This is a genomic window from Bradyrhizobium sp. STM 3561 (genome assembly GCF_045571455.1).
Taxonomy (GTDB): Bacteria; Pseudomonadota; Alphaproteobacteria; order Rhizobiales; family Xanthobacteraceae; genus Bradyrhizobium; species Bradyrhizobium vignae.
Genome location: NZ_CP120695.1, coordinates 7,623,330 through 7,638,848, shown reverse-complemented (window position 1 = coordinate 7,638,848; position 15,519 = coordinate 7,623,330). Strand labels below are relative to the sequence as shown.

Here is a 15,519-nt window from a genome sequence, read left to right as displayed (position 1 = left end):
GGAGAAATTCATGGCTAAGGAAGAGCTGATCCAGTTCGAAGGACTGGTCACCGAAATCCTCCCCGACGCCCGCTACCGCGTGCAGCTCGACGCCGGACACGAGATCGTTGCCTATACCGCCGGCAAGATGAAGAAGAACCGCATCAAGACGCTCGCGGGCGACCGCGTGACAGTGGAGATGTCGCCGTATGACCTCGAGAAGGGCCGGCTGATTTTCCGCCACAAGGACGAACGCCCCAGCACGGCGGGCGGACCGCCCCGTCCCGGACAGCGTGGCGGCCAGTTCCGCCGCCGCTAATCGGCTACTGCGCGGGGGCGCGAGATAAAACTCCGACCTGTATGATGATCTGCCGTTGACATCACGGTGGATCAAAAAATCGTGCACGTCCGGATTGTTTCGGGCCCCTGTTTCCGATAAAATGAATTAATCGATTTTCGGCCGGACGACATTAGCATCCACCGGTACAGCCGGTTCAGACACGCTGACGACCCTTCCAGAAATTCGATCTAACCTGCCCGTGCGAGCGGGCTTCGACATTGTGTTATCTGAGAAGGGACTACCCCCGTGAGCATGGGAACCGTGAAGTGGTTTAACGCAACCAAGGGCTATGGCTTCATTCAGCCCGACGACGGCGGCCAAGACGTGTTCGTCCACATCAGCGCCGTGGAGCGCGCCGGTCTCGGCTCGCTGCGCGAAGGCCAGAAGATCTCCTATGAGATCGTGTCCGACCGCCGCTCCGGCAAGTCGGCGGCGGACAATCTCCGCGCTGCGAGCTGAGCCCGCCGGCCCTGAGCCCCGACCGGCTCGAGCGAGGCAGAGCAAACAAGGCAACTAAAAAAGGCCGTGCGTGACGCACGGCCTTTTTTATTCCAGGGTCGGCTCGCAAATTCAACACGTCGACGGTACGCCGTTGTAAGGCACGCAGGCGACCTGGCGCGGCCGCGTGTAGGAGAGATCGCCCAGCGTTATGCTCGACTTCAACACGTAGCCGACTGCCGGCGTGTAAGTGTAGTTGGCCTCGCTCAGGATGAGATAGCTCGACGGAATCAAGAGCGTCGGGGGAATCATCGTGGTGACCTTGTCCCCGGCCTTCCGAGCCGAGGTCACCAGCGTGGCTTGTGTCGCGCCGCTCGCAATGGTGCCGGCCTTGCTCCACTGGACCGTGGCGATGCTGTTGGCATCGATGTAGATCTGGGAGATCGTGCCCTTCACGAGGGTAGCGTCGTAAGGCATGACGATCGAGATGCTTGCCGTAAACGTGTTCTGCATGTCGGCATCGGCGAGCGTCGTCGACTGCGACGTCAAATCGGACAGTGTCCGTGCAATCAACGTGACTTTGCGGTCGATCGCCACGGCAGACGAAAACTCGACGGTGCCGAAGAACATCACCAGCATCAGCGGTACGATCACCGCGAATTCGGTCGCCGCAAGCGCGCGCTTGTCGGCGACGAAGTCGCGCACGAAGCAACGTGCATTCCTCCAGATATTCGCAATCGCCTGCATCGGTCCGCTCAGATCCATCTGCCTCAGAAGGGTTCGTTCTTGAACGCCACGGTCGCCACCATCAGCCGCTTGTTGCTGCATCCCATGTTGTAGCCGAGCCCGGTGACGAAGAGCGGCCATTGATAGAACAGCCGCACCACGACGACCTGACCGGAAGTTCCGGCATTGTACTGCATGCCGGTGGTGGGATTGAAGTTGCAGGAATTGCCATAGTTGGTGAGGCTTAGCGCGCCGAAGGAACTGGTGCTGACAACGTCGACGTAAAGCTTGCTGCAATCGAACAGCGCCGGAATCTGGCTGCAGACATAGGTCTTGAACGTCGTCTGATCGCAAGCAGAGACCGTGTTGGGGGTGGTCTGACAGGCCGCCACCGAGCCGCCCTGCGCCTGCGCCTGGCCGGTCAGAATCGCGCGCGCGGAGTCCTGCGCGATGGTCTCGAGCGCCTGGCTCGAGAAGAACATCAGCGCCGTCTCGATGACGGCGAACAACAGCGCGAAGAACATCGGTGCGACCAGCGCAAATTCGACGGCTGCGGAGCCGCGGCGGTTGCCGCGAAACCGGGCCAGCGCTTTCCGGAGCGTGAACCTCGTAGGTGCGGGCGATGGCATATGGTCAAATTCCCCAGCAACGGGCGATCATCTGCCCGTTCAATAGCGGAAACTGATTGTCTAAATGTTTCAAGCGATCCGCGTCCGGCGGACCGCGCCGTTAGGAATGCGTTAACCTGACGCCAACCGAAGCGCACGGAAACGCGCCGCGCGCGAATCCGCAAGGAGCCTGGCGGGGATCCCCCCCGGCAGACCCGCCGGTCGGCTAGTTGGGTTTGGCGGCCGCACCGGCACCACCGCCGCTGCTGGCACTGCTGCTGAGCGAGCCGGCCTGGCTCATCGTGTTGTTGAAATAGGTGTCACTGTCGCCGAGCGTCACGCGACGCTGGCAAAGCGGTACGCAGCTGTAGGACTCGCGCTCAATCCCGCGATAGACGGTGACGAGCCGGTCGCTCGGGCCTTCAACCTGGATCTGGCGGTCGACCAGAATCTCGCCGCCCCGGTCGAGCGCGATGAAGTTGGTGGCCCCATAGCCCTTCCCGGTCACGACGATCATGCCGCCCGGCTGGAGCGTGACATCGGCGATCAAGGGATTGCCGACCACTATGGTCGCCACCTTGCCGGGCAGCCGCACCAGCTTGGCCTGATCGACATTGACGGCGATGATGTCGGCGGTAGGCTCGGCAAGGCCAGCGGCCGGCCATGCCAGCACCGCGGCGGCAACCAGAAGACAGACGCGCGCATGACGGCGCAGTAATTCTTTACGCATACTCTTACCCCGGGACGTCACAAACCGGCAGAAGCGATGAGATAACAGCGGAGCCGGTGCCCGACCCGGCCAACCTGCCTCCAATTCGTGAACGTTCCGCAAACTCGCCGACGATTGTTTGAACGGACTGGCGTTTGCGGGCCCCACTGGTCTCTCCTAATGGCGGAACGGATAGGCGAGCTGGCCTCCGATCTCCTTCGGCATGGTCGCTTCGTCCTTGCCGTAATCCTGCGGCAGCCTCCCCTCCGGCATGCGGAAGGTACCGAACAGCACGTCCCAGATCGGAAACGTCCCGGCGAAATTGGTGTCGCCACCCTCTTCGAGCGAAGTGTGGTGCCAACGGTGGAATACCGGCGTCGCCAGCACGTATTTGAACGGTCCGAAGGTCCAGTTCAGGTTGGCGTGCACGAAGGCCGAATGAAAGGTGGTGAACGGGCCGACCCAGATCATGATGTTCGGGGAGATACCGGCCATCAGCAGCACGACGTCGACGCTGATCGTCCCGAGCAAGAGATTGACGGGATGGAAACGGGCCGCGGAGATCCACCCGATCTCCTCCGACGAATGATGGACGGCGTGGTACTTCCAGAAGCCGCCGTCGTGGAAAAGCCGGTGCAGCCAGTACAGCATGAAATCGGATAGCACCAGGAACAGCAGGCCCTGAATCCATAGAGGCAGCTGCGACAGCGGACCGTGGCCATCGTCGTAGAAGGCGATGAGTTCGTCCGCGTCGTGGATGTTGAAGACGACGCCGGCACCGACGATCAGAAGCCCGATCCGCATGGTGCGGGCGAACACCGGAACGAAGAACCAGTAGCAGATGTCGGTGAGAATCTCCCGCTTGCGCCACCACGGCACGCCGGGATTGCAGGCCCAGAAATGCTCCAGCACTGTGAAGATCGCAGCAAGTACGAAGGTGACGGGGATCACCTTCACGATGGTCTCGCCGAGCATCAGGGCAACTTGCATGGGCAGGCTCGACATCGTCGCCTCTCTTGCGAATTCCGGTCCTGCTTAGGCCTACTCCGCGAAATTTAAGGGAGGGTGAAGCCGGCGCCGCGCTGCCGATGCATCCGGAACCGGAACGAATTGCAGCTGCCGTCTTAAGGCGAAATTCACTCTGGGCAAAAGCATCGCGCCTGGCGTGGGTTTACCCGATCGAATTAACTCTACCGAAAGAGCTCGGCTCTCATGGTCATCGCGTCAAAGACAGCGCCGAGCGAGGCGATCCCACTAGACGGAGTGTTATTCATGAAGAACGTGATTGCGCGTTTCGCGAAGGATGAATCCGGCGCCACCGCCATCGAGTACGGCCTGATCGCCGCCGGCATCGCGCTGGCCATCATCACCGTCGTCAACCAGCTCGGCGGCACGCTGAACACCAAGTTCACCTCGATCCAGTCCAGCCTGAAGTAAGCAGCCGACGAACGACGGCAAAAGCCCCGGATCTCCGGGGCCTTTGTTTTTTGAAGACGGCGAGTTCCAGTGGCGTTGCGTAAGTACAGAACCGATGCTGCGGTGACGGCGAACGATGCGGGCGCGTCGCAGGCCGGCTCGCCCACTTATTGGGTCTGCCTTGCGCTGCTGCTCGCAACGATCGTACTCGGCGCGCGCATTGCCAGCCTGTTGTGAACTCGCTATCGGCGGGTTCTGCTGTTCAGACCATTGCTGCCGTTGTCGGTTTGTTTAGCACTGCCGGCTAGCATGCGGCGACGCCCGATCCGCGACTAAACCAGGCCTCAAGACGCAGCTCATGATCCTCGACCTTGCGCGCCTTCTGCTCTTCCCGGCCCTGATGGCATTCGCCGCCGCGAGTGATCTATTCACGATGACGATCTCGAACCGCGTCTCGCTGGCGCTGGTAGCGGGCTTCTTCGTGCTCGCCCTCGCCGGTGGCATGGCACCTCACGAGATGCTGAGCCATATCGGCGCCGGTGCGGTTCTGCTGGTCGTGGCCTTCACCTGCTTTGCCATGGGCTGGGTGGGCGGCGGCGATGCCAAAGTCGCGGCGTCCGTCGCGCTCTGGTTCGGCTTTGCACATCTTATGAACTTCCTGCTCTACGCTTCGCTGTTCGGCGGCGCGCTGACGCTGCTCCTGCTCCAGGTCCGGCAATGGCCGCTGCCCTACGGGCTCGCGGCTCAGGCCTGGCTCGCACGGCTGCACGACAAGGAGAGCGGCATTCCTTACGGTATCGCGCTCGCGCTGAGCGCGTTGATGGTCTACCCGGAGACCGAATGGGTGAAGGCGATCGACCTCACTCACCTCGCACTGCGCTGAACGCACCGGGTAAACCCGGCGTTAAGGCGATTTACAGATACGCCTCATTAACCATGCTTTGACGAATAGCTGGTCAACTGCCGATCACGGCGGCGGTAGCGTCGCGGCGTATTGTTGGAAAGTTGAAGCGTATGAATAGGGCACGCATTGTCGTCCTGACGGTCGCCATCTGCGCCGGCGGCATCGCCGCGTACCTGGCGAGCGGCACCGACAATTCTGCGCCGCCTCCGCTTCCGGTCGCGCAGCTGCCGACCGTCGACGTCCTCGTCGCCAAGAACGACATCGGCCTCGGCCAGACCGTAAAGCCCGAAGACGTGCAATGGCAGACCTGGCCGGCCGCGACCGCCAGCACCACCTTCATCCGCCGCAACGAGCGCCCCGATGGTGCGACCCAGGTGGCCGGTTCGATCGCGCGGGCTCCGTTCATTCAGGGTGAGCCGATCCGCGACCAGAAACTGGTCAAGGCCGAAGGCTCCGGCTTCATGGCGGCAATCCTGCCCACCGGCATGCGGGCGATCTCGACCGAGATCTCGCCGGAGACCGGCGCAGGCGGGTTCATCCTGCCCAACGACCGTGTCGACGTCCTGCTCACGCGCCGGTCGAAGAACCCGGACCAGGGCAGCGGCGCCCCCGACGTCGTCACCTCCGAGATCATCCTGGCCAATATCCGCGTCCTCGCCATCGACCAGGCGCCCAAGGAGAAGGACGGCCAGAACGCGGTGATCGGCAAGACCGTCACCCTCGAGCTCACTCCCGCGCAGACCGCAACGCTGTCCGCGGCGCGGCAGAGCGGCACGCTGTCACTGGCGCTGCGCAGTATCGTCGACGTCAAGATGAGCGAAATCACGCTCGATGACTCCGCGCAGAAGCGAGAGGGTGTTTCGATCATTCGCTACGGCATTCCAAGTCAGACGGCTAAGGCACGATGAAGACAGTCGATATGAAATGCAGGGCAAATTCGGCGACGATGCGAACCTCACTGGTCCGTGCCCTGTCGTTTTCGGCCGCCCTCGCGCTGGCGCTCAACCCGGCGGTCGCTGCCGATTACCGCCCCGTGGCTCCGGCCGCGATGGACGGCCAGATCAACGCGCGTTTCCTCTCGCTCGGCGTCGGCAAGTCCATCGTGATCGACCTGCCGCGCGACATCAAGGACGTGCTGGTCGCCGATCCCAAGATCGCCAATGCGGTGGTCCGCTCGGCGCAGCGCGCCTATATCATCGGCGCCGCGGTCGGTCAGACCAACATCGTCTTCTTCGATTCCGCCGGTCAGCAGATTGCGGCCTATGACATCGCGGTCAAGCGCGACCTCAACGGCGTACGGGCCGCGCTGAAGCAGGTCCTGCCCAATGCCGACATCCAGATCGATGGCCTCGGCGATGGTATCGTCCTGACCGGCACGGCTGCCAACCCGATGGAGGCGCAGCAGGCCAACGATCTCGCCGCGCGCCTGGCCGGCGGCCCCGAGAAGGTGGTGAACTCGATCGTGGTGCGCGGCCGCGACCAGATCATGCTCAAGGTGACGGTGGCGGAAGTCCAGCGCAGCATCATCAAGCAGCTCGGCATCGACCTGACCGCCAACCTCAACTACGGCACGTCGGTGGTGAGCTTTTCCAACTCCAATCCGTTCACGGCTCTCGGCAAGAACCTCGTGGACAGCAATAACCTGACCACGAAGTTCGGCGCCGCGCCGTCGGTGCAGGCCACCCTGCGCGCGATGGAAACCGCGGGCGTGATCCGCACGCTGGCCGAGCCGAACCTGACCGCGATCTCCGGCGAGTCGGCGACGTTCATCGCCGGCGGTGAATTCCCGGTCCCGGCAGGCTATGCCTGCGACCCCACCACGCATGTCTGTACCACCCAGATCAGCTTCAAGAAGTTCGGCATCTCCCTGAACTTCACTCCCGTGGTGCTGAGCGAAGGCAAGATCAGCCTGCGGGTGATGACCGAGGTTTCGGAACTGTCGAACGAGAATGCGATCACGCTGTCGCAGGCGGTGACCTCGAATTCGGTGAACTCGCTGACGGTGCCCTCGATCAGGACCCGCCGCGCCGAGACCTCGCTGGAAATTCCCTCCGGCGGCGCGATGGCGATGGCCGGTCTGATCCAGCAGCAGACCAAGCAGGCGATCAGCGGATTGCCGGGACTGATGCAGCTCCCGATCCTGGGCACGCTGTTCCGCAGCCGCGACTTCGTCAACAACGCGACCGAGCTGGTCGTGATCGTGACCCCCTATGTCGTTCGCGCGGTGGCACCAAAGGATCTGTCGCGGCCGGACGACGGCTTCGCACCGCCTGCGGATCCGCAGGCCCAGCTGATCGGCAATATCAACCGGCTCTACGGCGTGCCCGGACGGACCGAACCGGCCAAAAGCTACCGCGGCACCTACGGCTTCATCACCGACTGAGGCGGAACGGGGACTTCACGATGATCACAAGACCACCCCAGCTTCGCAAACGCGCCATCCGCCTCGGTGGCGCGCTCGTCGGCATGGCGCTCGTGCTCGGCGGCTGCCAGCACGACGAGGTCCTCACGGCCTCGATTCCCGACGATTACAAGCAGCGCCACCCGATCGCGGTCGAGGAGCAGAACCGCTCGATCGTCGTCTTCGTCGGCCATGCCCGCGGTGGATTGACCGCCGCCCAGCGCGCCGACGTAATGGGCGTCGCATCGGCATGGTTGCACGAAGGCACCGGCGCCATTCGCATCGACGTGCCCTCCAATACGCCCAATGCTCGTCCGGTTGCCGATACGATGCGTGAGATCCAGGCGATGCTGGCGGCGGCGGGCGTTCCGGCACGCGGCGTCAGCGTCCACCCGTATCAACCGGAAGACAAGCGTTTCCTGCCGCCGATCCGGCTGACCTATTCCAAGATCGCGGCGGTCGCCGGCCCCTGCGGCCTGTGGCCGGAGGACATCGGCCCCTCGATGAAGAACAAGCGCTGGTTCGAGAACAAGGATTACTACAATTACGGCTGCGCCCATCAGCGCAACCTCGCGGCCATGGTCGACAATCCATCGGACCTCGAGCAGCCGCGGCCCGAAACTCCGTCGTATACGGCGCGGCGCATCACCAGCCTGGAGAAGTATCGCAAGGGAACCACGACGGCGACCACCTATCCCGACGCCGACAAGGCCAAACTGAGCGACACCGGCAAATGATCAGCTACGCGCGCCAGACACAAGAAGAGCAGCCGGCAGCAGCTCCTCCGCCGGTCGAGGAGCATATCGCGCCCGCGCCGCGCGTCTCAGTCCAGGCCTTCTGCGAGACCGTGGAGACTGCCGCCGCGGTCCAGTCGGCCGGCGAGGATCGCCGTCTCGGCAAGGCCCATCTGAAAATCCAGATGGGCGGCATGGCGGCCGCGATCGAGGCCTACCGCTCGGCCCCGACGCCGAACGTGATCGTGCTCGAGAGCGACGGCCGCAGCGATCTGTTGGGCGGCCTCGACCAGCTCGCCACCGTCTGCGACGCCGGCACCCGCGTGGTCGTGATCGGCCGCATCAACGACGTCACGCTCTATCGCGAGCTGGTGCGCCGCGGCGTCAGCGATTACGTGCTCGCGCCGGTCGGCGCGATCGATGTCGTGCGCTCGATCTGCAACCTGTTCTCGGCGCCGGAAGCCAAGGCGGTCGGCCGCATCATCGCCGTGGTCGGCGCCAAGGGCGGCGTCGGAGCCTCCACCATCTCCCACAATGTCGCCTGGGCAATCGCACGCGACCTCGCGATGGACGCCGTCGTCGCCGACCTCGACCTCGCCTTCGGCACCGCCGGGCTCGACTACAATCAGGATCCGCCGCAGGGCATTGCCGATGCCGTGTTCTCGCCCGACCGCGTCGACACGGCTTTCATCGACCGCCTGCTGTCGAAATGCACCGACCATCTCAGCCTGCTGGCGGCGCCTGCCACGCTCGACCGGGTCTACGATTTCGGCACCGACGCTTTCGACGCCGTGTTCGACACGCTGCGCTCCACCATGCCCTGCATCGTGCTCGACGTTCCGCATCAATGGTCGGGCTGGACCAAGCGCGCTCTGATCGGAGCGGACGATATCCTGATCGTGGCCGCGCCCGACCTCGCCAATTTGCGCAACACCAAGAACCTGTTCGATCTGTTGAAGGCCGCGCGCCCCAACGACCGGCCGCCGCTCTACTGCCTGAACCAGGTCGGCGTGCCGAAACGGCCCGAAATCGCCGCCGCGGAGTTCGCCAAGGCGATCGAGAGCCAGCCGGTCGTCTCGATCCCGTTCGAGCCGCAGATCTTCGGCTCGGCGGCCAACAACGGCCAGATGATCGCGGAGATATCCGCGAACCACAAGTCGATCGAGATGTTCCTGCAGATCGCCCAGCGTCTGACCGGCCGCAGCGAGACCAAGAAACAAAAGTCGTCCCTGCTTTCACCTCTGATTGAGAAGTTGCGGGGAAGATAAGCCGCCGCATGGAGTTGTTAAGTGTTCGGTAAGCGTAGCGGAACAGACACCGACTTTCGGGCGCCCAAGCCCGGCGCCGTGTCGCTCGAGCCTGCCCAGGCTCAGGCGCCGACGGTGTCGCGCGCTCCGCCTCCGCCGGCCGTCGCCTCGCCGCCGCTTGCCCCTGCCAAGGCCCCGCCGCCTCCGGCCATGGAGAGCCGGCGCTCGGACAATTATTACGAGGTCAAGGCGACCATCTTCGGCGCACTGATCGAGGCCATCGACCTCGCCCAGCTCGCCAAACTCGATTCGGAGTCCGCGCGCGAGGAAATCCGCGACATCGTCAACGAGATCATCGCGATCAAGAACATCGTGATGTCGATCGCCGAGCAGGAGGAGCTGCTCGACGACATCTGCAACGACGTTCTCGGCTACGGCCCGCTCGAACCGCTGTTGTCGCGCGACGACATCGCCGACATCATGGTCAATGGCGCCAACACCGTCTACATCGAGGTCGGCGGCAAGATCCAACGCACTGGCATCCGCTTCCGCGACAACCAACAGCTTCTCAACATCTGCCAGCGCATCGTCAGCCAGGTGGGCCGGCGCGTCGACGAATCCTCGCCGATCTGCGACGCGCGCCTCGCCGACGGCTCTCGCGTCAACGCCATCGTGCCGCCGCTGTCGATCGACGGCCCCGCGCTCACCATCCGCAAATTCAAGAAGGACAAGCTGACGCTGGATCAGCTCGTCAAGTTCGGCGCGATCACGCCCGAAGGCGCCGAGATCCTTCAGATCATCGGCCGCGTTCGCTGCAACGTGCTGATTTCCGGTGGTACCGGCTCGGGCAAGACCACCCTGCTCAACTGCCTCACCAATTACATCGAGCACGACGAGCGCGTCATCACCTGCGAGGACGCCGCCGAGCTCCAGCTTCAACAGCCCCATGTGGTGCGGCTGGAAACCCGCCCGCCCAATATCGAAGGCGAGGGCCAGGTCACCATGCGCGAATTGGTGCGCAACTGCCTGCGTATGCGGCCCGAACGCATCATCGTCGGTGAGGTTCGCGGACCCGAAGCCTTCGACCTGCTCCAGGCCATGAACACCGGCCATGACGGTTCGATGGGCACGCTGCACGCCAACAACCCGCGCGAGGCGCTGTCGCGCTGCGAATCCATGATCACGATGGGCGGCTTCTCGTTGCCCTCGCGCACCATCCGCGAGATGATCTGCGCCTCGATCGACGTCATCATCCAGGCCGCACGCCTGCGCGACGGTTCCCGACGCATCACCCACATCACCGAGGTGATGGGCATGGAAGGTGACACCATCATCACCCAGGACATCTTCCTCTACGACATGGTCGGTGAGGACGCCAACGGCAAGATCATCGGCCGCCACCGCTCGACCGGCATCGGCCGTCCGAAGTTCTGGGAACGCGCCCGCTATTACGGCGAGGAGAAGCGCCTTGCCGCGGCGCTCGACGCGGCGGAAGTCGCGCCGAAGACGTGAGCAGGTCAGCACCGCCATGAACATGCAGGTCCTCGCCCTCGCCTTCCTCGCCACCGCAGCGGTCGGTGGCATCGCCTGGGTATTCCTCTATCCGCTGCTGTCCGGAGAACGAAAGGCGGAAAGCCGGCGCGCCTCGGTCGCGCGCGCCGAAGCTCCCACGGCCCGCCAGGCCGAGAAGACCCAACGCTCGCGCCGTGAGCAGGTCGAGACCACGCTCAAGGACCTCGAGGCGCGGCGCGCGCAGGAGAAGAGCGCTCCGCTCAGCGTCCGCCTGTCGCAGGCGGGGCTAGACTGGACGCCGCAGAAATTCTGGACCGTATCCGCCGTCGTGGCGGGCGTATTTTTCGCGGTCGCTCTGTTCGCCGGCGGCGGCCTGATCGGCGCTGCCGGTCTCGCCTTTGCCGGTGGTTTCGGCCTGCCGCGCTGGGCTCTGGGCTTCCTGAAGAAGCGTCGTGAAACCAAGTTCCTGGCTGCGCTGCCCGACGCGGTCGACGTGATCGTCCGCGGTATCAAGGCGGGCCTGCCCCTGTTCGAGTCGATCAAGGTCGTGGCCGCGGACTCGCCCGAGCCGCTCCGCAGCGAATTCCTGGCCATCATCGAGACGCAGGCGATCGGGATGCCGCTCGGCGAGGCCTGCGCGCGGCTCTATGAGCGCATGCCGCTTCCGGAGGCCAACTTCTTCGGCATTGTGGTGTCGATCCAGCAGAAGTCGGGCGGCAACCTCTCCGAAGCGCTCGGCAATCTTTCCAAAGTGCTTCGCGACCGCAAGAAGATGAAGGAAAAGATCCAGGCGATGTCGATGGAGGCCAAGGCCTCCGCCGGCATCATCGGCTCGCTGCCGCCGATCGTGATGTTCCTCGTCTACCTCACGACGCCGCAATACATCTCGCTGCTTTGGACTCATCCCACCGGACAGCTGATGCTGGTCGGCTGCGTCGTCTGGATGTCGATCGGCATCATGGTGATGAAGAAGATGATCAATTTCGATTTCTGACGGTGCCGTATGGTCGAATTCCTCGTCTCGAAACTGCACGACGTCCGCTTCATGACCATGCTGCTCGCGGCCATCGCCGCGAGCGCCACCGTCTATACCCTGGTGATGCCGTTGTTCGCCGGCGAGGGCCTCTCCAAGCGGATGAAAGCGGTGGCGAGCGAACGCGAACGCATCCGGCAGCGCGAGCGTGAGCGTCTTCACAAGAACGAAAAGGTCTCGCTGCGCCAGACGCCGAAGCAACTCGTCTCCAAGGTGGTCGAGGACTTCAATCTGACCAAATGGCTCGCGCAGGAGGCTGCGCGAGACAAGCTCATCATGGCAGGTTACCGCGGCCAGGCGCCGTACATCACCTTCCTGTTCGCCCGCATGGTCGCCCCGATCGTGCTCTTGATCGGCTCGGCCCTCTACGTCTTCGTGATCGCGCATATGGAGCAGGCGATGCCGGTCAAGATCGGCATCTGCATCGGCGCGGCCTATCTCGGCCTCCAGTCGCCGATGCTGTTCCTCAGGAATGCGATCTCCAAGCGCCAGCTCTCGATCAAGCGTGCGTTTCCCGACGCGCTCGATCTGCTCCTGATCTGCATCGAATCCGGCATGTCGGTCGAAATGGCGTTCCGCAAGGTTGCGAACGAAATCGTGGGCCAGTCGATCGCGCTGTCGGAGGAGTTCACCCTGACCACGGCCGAATTGTCCTATTTGCAGGATCGCAAGGTCGCTTATGAGAATCTGGCACGTCGCACCGGGCTCGAGGGCGTCAAGTCGGTGTGTCTGGCGCTTCAGCAGGCGGAGCGTTACGGCACCCCGCTCGGCCAGTCGCTGCGCGTCATGGCGCAGGAGAACCGCGACATGCGCATGAACGAGGCAGAGAAGAAGGCCGCCGCTCTGCCGCCGAAGCTGACGGTGCCGATGATCCTGTTCTTCCTGCCGGTGCTGTTCGTGGTCATTCTCGGACCGACCGGCATCAAGATCACAGAGATGCACTGAGCCCGAGCGAACCGCGCCGTTCACCAATCAAGCCGAGATCAGACGGTCGGATCCGATCAGTCGGGCTGGCTCAGCGAGGCAACCGGCGTCCGCTTCGGTGCGCCGCGCGGGGCGTCGCTGCGGCTCAGCATGTCCTTGAGATAGGCGACATTGGCCGCGGCCTGGTCCGGTGGCAGGTCCGCTTTCACGATGGTCTCCGCTTCCGCGAAGCGGCCCTGGAGACCGACGACCAAAGCGAGGTTCTGCCGCACCCGGGCGCTCGCACGCGGCGAGGCGTAGGCCTGCCGCAGCGCCTCTTCGGCCTTCGGCAGGTCTCTCGACAACATGTAGGACAGGCCGAGATTGGAGAGCACGCCGGGATCACCCGGTGCGATCTTCAGCGCGCTCGCGTAATAGGATCGCGCCTCTTCGTGACGGCCCATCTGGTCCAGCGCGGTGCCCTGTACCGAAAGCAGGCGCCAGTCGGGATTGTCGGGCGAATGCGCCTTCGACAGAACGTCGTAAGCCTGCTGGAAATTGCCGTTGTCGGCGAGTGCGCGGCCGTACAGGGCAAGCAGCGCCTTGTTGCCGGGATTGGCGATGGTCGCCTGCTCAAGCACGGCGGCGGCCTGGGCGCGCTGACCGTTGGCACGCAGGGCCTGTCCGTAGGCGAGCGCGGCGTCGGCATCCTTGGGATTGGCGCGGTAGCGCTCGCCATAGACTTCGACCGCACGCGCTGGATCGGTGGGCGCACGATCGGTGGGAACCGCCTCCGCCCGAGGCCCGACCGAGCCGGTCACCTCGGAGAGTTTCGACATGGCCGTGCAGCCGCCGAGTCCCATCGCCAGCATCGCGACCAGCGACGTGGAGGCAAGTAGCCGGGTAAGACTGATCCGTTGACGCATGACGCCTTGACTCTCGAGCCGCTTGATCGAGCCGAACGCGTCAGCAATAGAATGTTAACCCTAACGGCCGGTTAACGCCGTCTCGGGCCTACTCCTCTCACGGCGGCGATTGTTACGACGGCACCTCACCGCCGAGATCCAGATGGAGGCCGAGCGTCTTCACCTGTTCGTCCAAGTCCCGCAGCAGTTGCAGTCTCTGCCGCGCCTGCCACTGAACGTCGACGCCCTCGCAGGGCAACCGCGGCACTTGGCGCAGGAAGTCGTCACAGTTGATCAGACCCCTCCCGCAGAGTTCACCGAGCTGAGCGCTATCGATGCCGAGCACCTCGGCGGATTGCTCGACCAATCGGCCGAGCAGCATTCTCACCGCCGCAAGCGTGTCGATGTCAGATCTGGGCGCGGACCTCGCGATCTTGCCTTCGAGCTCAGTCCAGGCATGCGACGAGACGACGTAGGCGTAGAGCGCATCCGCCCAGTTCGGGTCGGCTTCATCATAAAAGCTGCGGCGCATGAACAGCCGGCGGGTGATCGCCGCGATCTGATCCCGCTTCACTGAGGCGGATGAGGCGACCTCGATCGCCGCCTGGACGGCCGGATCACGGGAAAAGTTCCGCGCTGCCGGCAGTCTGATGACGCCGTCAGGCAGGTTCGAATCGAGCAGCGTGAAGGCGGCATCGTTGCGCAGCCTTGAATAGCGGGTGATCGCGAAACGATGTTCCGTGCGCCAGCCACGGGACGCGGGGCCGAAATGGATGAGGTTGAAGCCGGCGGCGTCGCCGGCTTGGCCGGTCGAGGATGGACATGAGAGCACGTAGATCGTGCGCCAGAACGCCTCCCTGCTCTCGCTCGATGTCGCGCGCGGATCGGGGACGGAATAGCGGGTCAGTCCCTCGACGTGGCGATGACCGTGCAGAACCAGATCGACATCGAGCGAGATGGCAGCCTCGAGGAAGGTCGCGGGCGCGGCGAGATACATCAGCGGTTCGTCGGGCACGCCGAGAAAGCGCTTTCCTTCGCCGGTCGCCTGCGGCAGCGGATGATGGTGCAGGGCCAGCACACGGACCAGGTTTTCCGCCGGCTCGGCATAATCGGCGCGCCCCGCAGAACCCATGCTGGCCGCGAGTTCGGCGCTGAGCCGGGCGGACTCTGCGACCATCGCCTTGTAAGTGCTCTCGTCGATCTTGCCGCTCGCGAGCGCCATCAGGCTTGCGCGATTGGAATCGAGCAGCGCCAGCTCGAGGCCTGCCTGCCGGTAATAGACACTCTTCGAGGTTCGTGGCAGATGCAGGTAATCATAGGCGTCGTGACGGCCGGCACGCTGGCTCGGCCGCTTGACATCGTGATTTCCGGCAACGGCCTGGATGTCGGTGAACAGCCCGGTCTGCCGGAAAGTCGCGATCACGGCGAGCGCCTCGTCGAGCGCGCGCGGATTCGGATCGTCCACCAGATCCCCCGTGATCAGCAGGATGCGATCGGGGACATCCGTGACGCCCGTCATCTTTTCGCGAATCGCGGCCCTGAGTGTCTCGACGGTCGATAGCAGCCGGCCCGACCCGTCCAGATGCAGGTCGGAAATCTGCACAATGACGAACGATCTATCCATTTTGCGCCGCTCATCTGCAAATGCTGCGCCGCCCAAACGA

The 15,519-nt window shown here is 63.9% G+C and carries 18 protein-coding genes; 12 read left to right on the top strand and 6 right to left on the bottom strand.

The features are described 5' to 3' along the window. The first annotated feature begins 10 nt into the window (after window positions 1–10). Together infA and P6U28_RS36175 are read left to right on the top strand one after the other, a co-directional pair. Window positions 11–298, top strand: coding sequence for a translation initiation factor IF-1 (gene infA, locus P6U28_RS36180; RefSeq protein WP_024340539.1), 288 nt, complete (start codon window positions 11–13; stop codon window positions 296–298). A gap of 267 nt (window positions 299–565) precedes the next feature. Beyond that, window positions 566–778 (top strand): cold-shock protein, encoded by a 213-nt coding sequence (locus tag P6U28_RS36175; protein WP_122405751.1) that lies wholly within the window; start codon window positions 566–568, stop codon window positions 776–778. Window positions 779–889: 111 nt separating this feature from the next. Here P6U28_RS36175 and P6U28_RS36170 read toward each other — a convergent pair whose 3' ends face one another. From P6U28_RS36170 to P6U28_RS36155, 4 genes are all read right to left on the bottom strand, one after another. Then, window positions 890–1,504, bottom strand: a complete 615-nt coding sequence (locus P6U28_RS36170; protein WP_164937100.1) for a TadE/TadG family type IV pilus assembly protein — start codon at window positions 1,502–1,504, stop codon at window positions 890–892. 23 nt (window positions 1,505–1,527) lie between these two features. Continuing rightward, window positions 1,528–2,112 carry a TadE/TadG family type IV pilus assembly protein gene (locus P6U28_RS36165; protein ID WP_407120708.1) on the bottom strand — a complete coding sequence of 195 codons (585 nt, stop codon included), beginning with the start codon at window positions 2,110–2,112 and terminating at the stop codon, window positions 1,528–1,530. 205 nt (window positions 2,113–2,317) lie between these two features. Further along, entirely contained in the window at window positions 2,318–2,821 is a 504-nt protein-coding gene (locus tag P6U28_RS36160) for a pilus assembly protein N-terminal domain-containing protein (RefSeq protein WP_122405754.1), read from the bottom strand. Window positions 2,822–2,977: 156 nt separating this feature from the next. Further along, window positions 2,978–3,805, bottom strand: a complete 828-nt coding sequence (locus P6U28_RS36155; RefSeq protein WP_407120707.1) for a sterol desaturase family protein — start codon at window positions 3,803–3,805, stop codon at window positions 2,978–2,980. A 267-nt stretch (window positions 3,806–4,072) separates the two neighbouring features. Between P6U28_RS36155 and P6U28_RS36150 the strand changes: the two genes are divergently transcribed. The 10 genes from P6U28_RS36150 to P6U28_RS36105 all read left to right on the top strand — a co-directional run bounded on the left by P6U28_RS36150 (window position 4,073) and on the right by P6U28_RS36105 (window position 12,992). Continuing rightward, window positions 4,073–4,237: a Flp family type IVb pilin gene (locus tag P6U28_RS36150; RefSeq protein ID WP_122405756.1), complete on the top strand. Its 165-nt coding sequence runs from the start codon at window positions 4,073–4,075 to the stop codon at window positions 4,235–4,237. A 69-nt stretch (window positions 4,238–4,306) separates the two neighbouring features. Then, window positions 4,307–4,453 carry a hypothetical protein gene (locus P6U28_RS36145; protein ID WP_164937099.1) on the top strand — a complete coding sequence of 49 codons (147 nt, stop codon included), beginning with the start codon at window positions 4,307–4,309 and terminating at the stop codon, window positions 4,451–4,453. Between the two features lie 121 nt (window positions 4,454–4,574). Next, window positions 4,575–5,099 carry a prepilin peptidase gene (locus P6U28_RS36140; protein ID WP_407120706.1) on the top strand — a complete coding sequence of 175 codons (525 nt, stop codon included), beginning with the start codon at window positions 4,575–4,577 and terminating at the stop codon, window positions 5,097–5,099. Window positions 5,100–5,230: 131 nt separating this feature from the next. After that, window positions 5,231–6,028 carry a Flp pilus assembly protein CpaB gene (gene cpaB, locus P6U28_RS36135; protein ID WP_162500459.1) on the top strand — a complete coding sequence of 266 codons (798 nt, stop codon included), beginning with the start codon at window positions 5,231–5,233 and terminating at the stop codon, window positions 6,026–6,028. Window positions 6,029–6,039: 11 nt separating this feature from the next. Beyond that, complete coding sequence (locus P6U28_RS36130) at window positions 6,040–7,503, top strand: type II and III secretion system protein family protein (protein WP_162500652.1); 1,464 nt, start codon at window positions 6,040–6,042, stop codon at window positions 7,501–7,503. A 20-nt stretch (window positions 7,504–7,523) separates the two neighbouring features. Then, complete coding sequence (locus P6U28_RS36125; protein ID WP_407120705.1) at window positions 7,524–8,258, top strand: CpaD family pilus assembly protein; 735 nt, start codon at window positions 7,524–7,526, stop codon at window positions 8,256–8,258. After that, window positions 8,255–9,523, top strand: coding sequence for an AAA family ATPase (locus P6U28_RS36120; RefSeq protein WP_122405761.1), 1,269 nt, complete (start codon window positions 8,255–8,257; stop codon window positions 9,521–9,523). Before P6U28_RS36125 ends, P6U28_RS36120 begins: the two co-directional genes overlap by 4 nt. A gap of 21 nt (window positions 9,524–9,544) precedes the next feature. Then, window positions 9,545–11,014 carry a CpaF family protein gene (locus P6U28_RS36115; RefSeq protein ID WP_122405762.1) on the top strand — a complete coding sequence of 490 codons (1,470 nt, stop codon included), beginning with the start codon at window positions 9,545–9,547 and terminating at the stop codon, window positions 11,012–11,014. A gap of 16 nt (window positions 11,015–11,030) precedes the next feature. Then, window positions 11,031–12,008: a type II secretion system F family protein gene (locus P6U28_RS36110; RefSeq protein ID WP_122406940.1), complete on the top strand. Its 978-nt coding sequence runs from the start codon at window positions 11,031–11,033 to the stop codon at window positions 12,006–12,008. Between the two features lie 9 nt (window positions 12,009–12,017). After that, a complete protein-coding gene (locus tag P6U28_RS36105; RefSeq protein WP_122405763.1) occupies window positions 12,018–12,992 on the top strand; it encodes a type II secretion system F family protein in 975 nt (324 codons plus the stop codon). A 56-nt stretch (window positions 12,993–13,048) separates the two neighbouring features. On the opposite strand, the gene P6U28_RS36100 is transcribed toward P6U28_RS36105, so the two are convergent. Beyond that, window positions 13,049–13,876 carry a tetratricopeptide repeat protein gene (locus P6U28_RS36100; protein WP_122405764.1) on the bottom strand — a complete coding sequence of 276 codons (828 nt, stop codon included), beginning with the start codon at window positions 13,874–13,876 and terminating at the stop codon, window positions 13,049–13,051. Window positions 13,877–13,988: 112 nt separating this feature from the next. Further along, the gene (locus tag P6U28_RS36095; RefSeq protein ID WP_122405765.1) at window positions 13,989–15,479 is read right to left on the bottom strand and encodes a metallophosphoesterase; all 1,491 of its coding nucleotides are present in this window, start codon (window positions 15,477–15,479) and stop codon (window positions 13,989–13,991) included. Window positions 15,480–15,519 lie beyond the last annotated feature (40 nt).

Excerpts from the sequence above, each read along its gene's own strand:
- infA (WP_024340539.1), top strand. The coding sequence starts at position 11 with ATGGCTAAGGAAGAGCTGATCCAGTTCGAAGGACTGGTCACCGAAATC.
- P6U28_RS36170 (WP_164937100.1), bottom strand. The coding sequence starts at position 1,504 with ATGCAGGCGATTGCGAATATCTGGAGGAATGCACGTTGCTTCGTGCGC.
- P6U28_RS36165 (WP_407120708.1), bottom strand. The coding sequence starts at position 2,112 with ATGCCATCGCCCGCACCTACGAGGTTCACGCTCCGGAAAGCGCTGGCC.
- P6U28_RS36160 (WP_122405754.1), bottom strand. The coding sequence starts at position 2,821 with ATGCGTAAAGAATTACTGCGCCGTCATGCGCGCGTCTGTCTTCTGGTT.
- P6U28_RS36155 (WP_407120707.1), bottom strand. The coding sequence starts at position 3,805 with ATGTCGAGCCTGCCCATGCAAGTTGCCCTGATGCTCGGCGAGACCATC.
- P6U28_RS36150 (WP_122405756.1), top strand. The coding sequence starts at position 4,073 with ATGAAGAACGTGATTGCGCGTTTCGCGAAGGATGAATCCGGCGCCACC.
- P6U28_RS36140 (WP_407120706.1), top strand. The coding sequence starts at position 4,575 with ATGATCCTCGACCTTGCGCGCCTTCTGCTCTTCCCGGCCCTGATGGCA.
- cpaB (WP_162500459.1), top strand. The coding sequence starts at position 5,231 with ATGAATAGGGCACGCATTGTCGTCCTGACGGTCGCCATCTGCGCCGGC.
- P6U28_RS36130 (WP_162500652.1), top strand. The coding sequence starts at position 6,040 with ATGAAATGCAGGGCAAATTCGGCGACGATGCGAACCTCACTGGTCCGT.
- P6U28_RS36125 (WP_407120705.1), top strand. The coding sequence starts at position 7,524 with ATGATCACAAGACCACCCCAGCTTCGCAAACGCGCCATCCGCCTCGGT.
- P6U28_RS36120 (WP_122405761.1), top strand. The coding sequence starts at position 8,255 with ATGATCAGCTACGCGCGCCAGACACAAGAAGAGCAGCCGGCAGCAGCT.
- P6U28_RS36110 (WP_122406940.1), top strand. The coding sequence starts at position 11,031 with ATGAACATGCAGGTCCTCGCCCTCGCCTTCCTCGCCACCGCAGCGGTC.
- P6U28_RS36105 (WP_122405763.1), top strand. The coding sequence starts at position 12,018 with ATGGTCGAATTCCTCGTCTCGAAACTGCACGACGTCCGCTTCATGACC.
- P6U28_RS36100 (WP_122405764.1), bottom strand. The coding sequence starts at position 13,876 with ATGCGTCAACGGATCAGTCTTACCCGGCTACTTGCCTCCACGTCGCTG.
- P6U28_RS36095 (WP_122405765.1), bottom strand. The coding sequence starts at position 15,479 with ATGGATAGATCGTTCGTCATTGTGCAGATTTCCGACCTGCATCTGGAC.